The 7,678-nt window shown below is 74.5% G+C and carries 4 protein-coding genes; 2 read left to right on the forward strand and 2 right to left on the reverse strand.

The window, feature by feature from the left end; all coding sequences use genetic code 11:
* Window positions 1–164: 164 nt before the first annotated feature.
* Window positions 165–2,261 carry a S9 family peptidase gene (locus ACSNOB_RS11160; protein ID WP_436686592.1) on the reverse strand — a complete coding sequence of 699 codons (2,097 nt, stop codon included), beginning with the start codon at window positions 2,259–2,261 and terminating at the stop codon, window positions 165–167.
* Between the two features lie 90 nt (window positions 2,262–2,351).
* Here ACSNOB_RS11160 and ACSNOB_RS11165 point away from each other — a divergent pair, with 90 nt between their 5' ends.
* Window positions 2,352–3,701, forward strand: coding sequence for an FAD-binding oxidoreductase (locus ACSNOB_RS11165; RefSeq protein WP_436686593.1), 1,350 nt, complete (start codon window positions 2,352–2,354; stop codon window positions 3,699–3,701).
* Between the two features lie 13 nt (window positions 3,702–3,714).
* Here the strand turns inward: ACSNOB_RS11165 and ACSNOB_RS11170 are convergent, their stop codons facing one another.
* Window positions 3,715–5,802, reverse strand: coding sequence for a SpoIIE family protein phosphatase (locus tag ACSNOB_RS11170; protein WP_436686594.1), 2,088 nt, complete (start codon window positions 5,800–5,802; stop codon window positions 3,715–3,717).
* A gap of 233 nt (window positions 5,803–6,035) precedes the next feature.
* On the opposite strand from ACSNOB_RS11170, the gene ACSNOB_RS11175 reads away from it, so the two are divergent.
* On the forward strand, window positions 6,036–7,678 hold a 1,643-nt coding region (locus ACSNOB_RS11175; protein WP_436686595.1), incomplete at its 3' end, for a HAMP domain-containing protein.

Below are 7,678 nucleotides of genomic sequence, written 5' to 3' on the forward strand. Positions count from 1 at the left end.
GCCAGGGTCTTCGCCAGGCTCGGGCCCGTCCCCAGGGCCGGGGTCGTCCCCAGTGCCAGGGCCGTCCCCAGGGCCAGAGCCGGAGGCGGGGCCAGGACCAGGGGCAGGGCCGGGCGAATCGTCCGCCGCCCGGCCCCCGTGCGCCTCGGTCACCCCGCCGTCGCTCAGGCGCGGCCGAGGCGGTCGAGGATCCAGGCGTTGATGAACGCCTCCTCGCGCCACGCGTCGTAGCGGCCGCTCGGCCCGCCGTGGCCGGCGCCCATCTCGGTCTTGAGCAGGTAGTCGCCCCGCGGGGCGACCGCCCGCAGCCGGGCGATCCACTTCGCCGGCTCGTGGTAGAGCACCCGGGTGTCGTTGAGGCTGGTCACCGCCAGGATCGCCGGGTAGTCCACCGCCCGCACGTTCTCGTACGGGGTGTAGGACTTCATGTACGCGTACACCTCCGGGTCGTCGAGCGGGTTGCCCCACTCCTCCCACTCGGTGACGGTCAGCGGCAGCGACGGGTCCAGGATCGAGGTGAGGGCGTCCACGAAGGGCACCTGCGCGACGATGCCGGCGAACGCGTCCGGGGCGAGGTTGGCCACCGCGCCCATCAGCAGCCCGCCGGCCGAGGCGCCCCGGGCGACGAGCCGGTCGGTCGCCGTCCAGCCGGCCTTGACCAGGTGCCGGGCGCAGGCCACGAAGTCGGTGAAGGTGTTCTTCTTGGCCAGCAGCTTGCCCTGGTCGTACCAGCGACGGCCCAGCTCGCCGCCGCCGCGGATGTGCGCCACGGCGAAGACGACGCCGCGGTCGAGCAGGGAGAGCCGGGCGATCGAGAACCACGGGTCCATGCTCGCCTCGTACGAGCCGTAGCCGTAGATGACGCAGGGGGCGGAGCCGTCCTTCGGCGTGCCGGCCCGGCAGACCAGCGAGATCGGCACGCGCGTCCCGTCGTCGGCCAGCGCCCAGTCGCGGTGCTGCTCGTAGTCGGCGGGGTCGTAGGCCCGCCCGTCCGGCCCGGGCTTCACCGGCTTCTGCCGGCGCAGCACCATCTGCCGGGTGACCAGGTCGTAGTCGTAGACCGAGTCGGGGGTGACCAGCGAGGTGTAGCGCAGCCGGATCTGGCCGGTGCGATATTCCGGGTTGCTGTCCAGGCCGACGCTGTAGAGCGGCTCCGGGAAGTCGATGTCGAAGGCGTCGCCGCCGCCGATCGGGAGCACCCGCAGCCCGGTCAGCCCGTTCGTGCGCAGCGAGACGACCAGGTGGTCGGCGAAGGCGTCCACCGCCTCCAACCGGGTGCCGGGGGAGTGCTCGATCAGCGGCACCCAGTCGCCGGGCGCGTCCGCCGAGGTGTACGCCAGCGCGAAGTCCTCGGCGCCGTCGTTGTGCAGGATCAGGAAGCGGTGGCCGTGGTGCTCGACCGTGTATTCCACGCCCTGCCGGCGGGGCGCGACGGACGCGGGCGTGCCGGTCGGGTTGCCGGCCGGGATCACCAGCACCTCGCTGGTGATCTTGCTGTGGATGTCGATGAGGACGAACTTCTCCGAACGGGTCAGCTCGACGCCGACCCAGAACCGCTCGTCGTCCTCCTGGTGCACCACCACGTCCTCGCTGGACGGGGTGCCGAGGGTGTGCCGCCAGACCCGGTTGGGGCGCCACGCCTCGTCCACCGTCACGTAGAACAGCACCGAGGCGTCGGCCGACCAGGCGGTGCCGTAGAAGGTGTCGGGCACCTCGTCGGGCAGCAGCTCCCCGGTGGAGAGATCCTTGACCCGCAGCGTGAACCGCTCGTCGCCCGAGAAGTCCGTCGAGTAGGCCAGCCACCGTCCGTCGGGGCTGACGTCGAACGCGCCGAGCGCGAAGAAGTCGTGCCCCTCGGCGAGCAGGTTGCCGTCGAGCAGCACCTCCTCGCCGTCCAGCGGCGCGCCGTCCGCGCTGACCGGCGGGTCGGTCTCGCCGTCGCGGACCGCCCGCCGGCACTGCACGCCGTACTGCTGCCCCTCGACGGTGCGGGTGTAGTACCAGTAGCCGCCCTTGCGGCTGGGCACCGACAGGTCGGTCTCCTGGGTGCGCCGGCGGGTCTCCTCGAACAGGTCGGCGCGCAGCCCTTCGAGATGCGCCGTCCGGGCCTCGGTGTAGGCGTTCTCGGCGGTCAGGTAGGCGATCGTCTCCGGATCGTCCTTCGTGGCCAGCCACGCGTACTCGTCGGTGACGGTGTCGCCGTGGTGGGTGCGCTCGCTGGGCACGCGCTTCGCGGTGGGCACGGGGGTCTCGGTGGTCACGGCGCCACGTTACCGGCGCGGGTCGCCCTCCGGGTGGCCTCGTCGCTCGACCCGCCGCCACATCTTTCGAACATGTGTACGATGGCCGGCATGGCGGCAGCAGCGAGTTCCACCGACCGGCCCGGAGCCCTCGACATCACGCGGCGGTTGACGGAGATCTGCGGTCCGCCGTTCGCCCGCCTCGCCGGCCCCGCCGACGAGGTGGCCGGGCGTCCGGCCCGCTGGGTGGCCGTGCCGGGCGGTCCGCACGCCGCCGCCGAGGTGCTGCGGCTGGCCGCCCGGCACGACCTGAGCGTGGTGCCGCGCGGCGCCGGCACGAAGATCGACTGGGGCGCGGCCCCCGACCGGGTCGACATCATGCTCGACACCGGCCGGCTCGCCGGGATCGGGCACGAGCCGCTCGGCGCGCCCACCGCCGAGGTCGGCGCGGGCACCCCGCTGCGCGCGGTGCAGGCCACGCTCGAACGCACCGGGCAACGACTGGCGGTCGACGCCCCCTCGCCCGGCGCCACCCTCGGCGGGGTGCTCGCCGCGGGCGAGGCGGGCCCGCTGCGGCACCGCCACGGCAGCCCGTGCGACCAGCTCCTCGGTGTGCGCTACCTCGACGCCGACGGCGAGCTGGTCAACGCCGGTGGCGGCATCGACGGGCTGGAGCTGGCCCGGCTGCTCTGCGGCTCGCAGGGGGCGCTCGGCGTGCTGGTCTCGGCGACGCTGCGGGTGCAGACCGTCCCGGCCAGCCGGATCTGGGTCACCCGGCCGGTCTGGACCCCGCTGGAGGTGCACGACCTCGTGCGTACGGTGCTCGCCGCACGCCTCGACCCGGCCGCGGTCGAGCTGGACCTGCCGGCCGGCCCGGGACCCCGGCCGCGCCAGGGCGGCCGGGCCGAGTCGATGGCGCGCCACCCGTCCATGACCGGGCGCGCCTCGGTCGGCCCGGCCGGCGCCGGCCGGCTGGCGGTGCTGCTGGAGGGTGGCCCGGCCGACGTCGCCGAGCGCGCCGACCGCCTGGTCACGCTCCTCGGCGGCAGGTCCGGGGTCAGCCACTCGGCGCCGCAGTGGTGGCGGCGCTATCCGTTCGGCCCGGGCGACACCGCGCTGCGGATCGAGGTGCCGATCGCCGACCTGCACGCCGCCGTCTACGCGCTGCGCGACGCCGCCGGCGCCCCCGTCCCGGTGCGCGGCTCCGCCGGCCTGGGCGTCGTGCACGCGGCCCTGCCCGGCGCCATGGCTCCCGACCGGGTGGCCTCGATCCTGGCCGCCGTCCGCGGGGTGCTCCTCGCCCGGCAGGGCCGGTGCGTGGTGGTCTCCGCGCCGGCGGCCGTCCGGCGGGCCGTCGACCTCTGGGGCGAGCTGGCCGGGCTGCCCCGGCTGCGTGCGGCCAAGGAGCACCTGGACCCGCACCACCGCCTCGCCCCGGGCCGCCTCCCCGGCGGCCTGTGAGCGGGCGCGCCGGTCAGGCGGCGTCGTTGCGGAGGACCAGGATGGCGATGTCGTCGCGGGGTGCCTCCGCCGAGAAGCCCAACGCCGTCGAGCGGAGTCGGGCGGCCACCACGTCGGCCGAGTAGCCGGCCAGCGGGGCGGCGGCGTCGCGCAGCCGGTCGGTGCCGAACAGCTCCCGGCCGCGCCGCCGCTCCGTGACCCCGTCGGTGTAGAAGACCAGCGAGTCGCCCGGGTCGAGCAGGATCTCCGCTGTGGGCGAGGTGATCGAGTCGAGCAGCCCGAGCGCGGTGCCGCCGGCGCCGACGAAGGTGGCCCCGCCACCGGAGCGCAGCAGCACGGGCCGGTCGTGGCCGGCGAGGTGCAGCGACACGTCGAGCTGCGCGCCGTTGCCCGGACCGACCGCCGCGAGGGCCAGCGTGCAGTACCGCCCGCCGCCCCGCTCGACCAGCGTCTCGTTGACCCGGGCCAGCGCCTCCGGCAGCGGCTTGCCGTCGCCGACCAGCACCCGGATGACGTCGCGGACCAGGCCGGTGACCGTCGCGGCCTGCACCCCCTTGCCGGAGACGTCGCCGACCACCACCAGCCAGCGCCCGTCCGGCAGCGGCACCACGTCGTAGAAGTCGCCGCCGACGTCGGCGTCGCCGCCGGTCGGGACGTACTCGGCGGCGAAGCCGATGCCCTCGACCACGGGCAGCACCGGCGGCAGCAGCGACTGCTGGAGGGTCTGCGCGACCCGGCGCCGCTCGGCGTGGATCCGGGCGTTCTCGATCGCCAGCGCCGCCCGCCGGGCCACGTCCTCCAGCACGGCGACCTCGTCCGGGTCGTGCCGGTGCCGCTGGTGCCGGCCGACGGCCAGGGTGCCGAGCCGCTGCCCCCGCGCGATCAGCGGCACCGCGAAGCCCTCCATCGGCGTGCCGAGGGGCATCTGGGTGCCGTTGCGCGACGCCTCGCGAAGCCGCTCCTGGACGGAGTCCGGGCCGGTCTCCTGGAGCACCTTGTGCAGCTGGGGCAGCACCGACTCGTCGGCGTGGCTGGCCGCCGCGAGGCGCAGCCGACCCCACTCGTCGGTGGTGTGCACCGCGCACCACTGCCCGAGCCGGGGCACCACGAGTTGCGGGATGAGCGCCATCGTCAGCTCGACGTCCAGGGACTGCGCGAGCAGCTCGCTGGCCTCCGCGAGGAAGGTCAGCCACGCCTGCCGGCGTACGTCCGCCCGGCGCAGCCGGTCGTTCTCCAGGTGCAGCGAGAGCCGCTCGGCCATCAGCACCGCCAGCGGCCGGGCGTACGCCGACGGCGCGGCGTCCAGCTCCAGTTCCCCGCTGTACGGCCGGTGCACGGCCAGCGGCACCCGGAGCAGCTCGTTGCCGGGCCGGGGCTGGCGGCCGTACCGGGCCAGCGCCTGCGTGCCCTGCCCGTCGCCCCGGTCCAGCCGGACCACCCCGCCGGCCGCGCCGACCATCTCGGCCACCCGGGTGAGGAGGCTGGCCGCGAAGTCGGGCAGCGGATCCTCGGCGTACGGGTCGGGGGTGGTCTGCATCAGCTCGCTCATCGCCCCCGCGCTCGGCGCGGAGCTCTCCGACCTGGCGGCGGCGCCACCCCCGGCGGTCGCCGCGCCCGGCGTCGTCCGCGCCGGGGCACCCGCCTCCCCGCCACCGGCCGGGCCGGGCCGGTCCAGCCGGAACCAGACGCCCTTGCCCGTCGGCAGGTAGGTGGTGCCCCAGCGGCTGGCGAAGTGGTCGACCAGCAGCAGGCCCCGGCCGCGTTCGGAGACCTCGTCGATGTCCGTGGCGTCGTTGCGGACCCCGACGGTCAGCTCGTCCACCGGGCCGGCCGCGAAGTCCGAGACGGTGACGGTGAGCCCGAACGGGTCGGCGACGACCTCGATGTCCAGTTCGGTGCGGGCGTGCTCCACCGCGTTCGTCGAGAGTTCCGTGGTCAGCAGCAGCGCCTCGTTGACCAGCTCGTCCAGGTGCGCCTCGGTGAGCACCGACCGCACCAGGGCCCGCGCCGCGGCGGGCGTACGCCGGTCGGCGGGGAGCCGGACGCGCCGGACGTGCTCGTCTCGGCCCCCGGTCTCCGCGGGCCCCGCCTCCGCTGACACCCTCGTATCCTCCACCGCCGTCCGCTCGGGTGCCAAGCCGGTCCCGGACGAGTGGCGCGCTCGGTGGCCGGCCGGTCACGGCGGACGGCCGCGCGACCGGGACGAACGGGGCGGGCGGGGCATTGTCGGGCGTGGCGACGGGCCGCGCACCCGTGGCGGGGACGGGGCCACGGGCACAATGATGGGATGGCCTGCGTCGCAGGCGTCGGTGGCCCCGAGCTGAGCGAGGACTGATGACCACGGCGAAACAGTCGGCGACCGCGGATCCGTCCGCGCCCGACCACGAGGCGCTCCTCGTCGAACTGACCGAGGCGCTGCGGCGGGTCCGCCGCGGCGACCTCAAGGTTCGGCTGCCCCGACGGGCGGGCCGGGCCGGTGAGGTCGCGGACGCCTTCAACGATGTCGTCTCGCTCCAGGAGCGGCAGTACCTCGACCTGCGACGGATCAGCCGGATCGTCGGCCGGGACGGCCGGCTCACCGAGCGCCTGGACGACGAGGGGCTGGACGGCTCCTGGGCGGAGGGCCAGCGGGCGATCAACTCGCTGATCGACGACCTCGGCCGGCCCACCACCGAGATCGCCCGGGTCATCGTGGCGGTCGCCGAGGGCGACCTGTCCCAGCACATGGCGCTGGAGATCGACGGCCGGCCGCTGCGTGGCGAGTACCTGCGCATCGGGCGCACCGTGAACACGATGGTCGACCAGCTCTCGTCGTTCGCCGACGAGGTGACCCGGGTGGCCCGGGAGGTGGGCACCGAGGGCAAGCTGGGCGGCCAGGCCGACGTGCGCGGCGTCGCCGGCACCTGGAAGGACCTCACCGACTCGGTGAACACCATGGCGTCGAACCTGACCGGTCAGGTGCGGTCGATCTCCCAGGTGGCGACGGCGGTGGCCAAGGGAGACCTGTCGCAGAAGATCACGGTCGGGGCGCGCGGCGAGGTCGCCGAGCTGGCCGACACGATGAACTACCTGACCGACACCCTGCGGCTCTTCGCCGAGCAGGTGACCCGGGTGGCCCGCGAGGTGGGCACCGAGGGCAAGCTGGGCGGCCAGGCCGACGTGCCGAACGTGGCGGGCACGTGGAAGGACCTGACCGACAGCGTCAACTCGATGGCGTCGAACCTGACGTCGCAGGTGCGCAACATCGCGCAGGTCTCCACGGCGGTGGCGCGCGGCGACCTGTCGCAGAAGATCACCGTGGCGGCGCAGGGCGAGATCCTGGAACTCAAGGACACCGTGAACACGATGGTGGACCAGCTCTCGTCGTTCGCGGACGAGGTGACCCGGGTGGCCCGCGAGGTGGGCATCGAGGGCAAGCTGGGCGGCCAGGCCCAGGTGCGCGGCGTCTCCGGCACCTGGCGCGACCTGACGGAGAACGTCAACCAGCTCGCCGGCAACCTGACCAGCCAGGTCCGCAACATCTCCCAGGTCTCCACCGCCGTCGCCAAGGGCGACCTCAGCCAGAAGATCACCGTCGACGCGCAGGGCGAGATCCTGGAGCTGAAGAACACCGTGAACACGATGGTGGACCAGCTCTCCTCGTTCGCGGACGAGGTCACCCGCGTCGCGCGCGAGGTGGGCACGGAGGGCAAGCTGGGCGGTCAGGCCCAGGTCAAGGGCGTCTCCGGTACGTGGCGGGACCTGACGGACAACGTGAACTCGATGGCGTCGAACCTGACGTCGCAGGTGCGCAACATCGCCTCGGTGACCACCGCCGTGGCGAAGGGCGACCTGTCGCAGAAGATCACCGTCGACGCCCGGGGCGAGATCCTCGCGCTGAAGTCGACGGTCAACACGATGGTGGACCAGCTCTCCTCGTTCGCGGACGAGGTGACCCGGGTGGCCCGCGAGGTGGGCACGGAGGGCAAGCTGGGCGG

It is taken from the genome of Micromonospora sp. URMC 106 (assembly GCF_051386395.1).
GTDB lineage: Bacteria > Actinomycetota > Actinomycetes > Mycobacteriales > Micromonosporaceae > Micromonospora.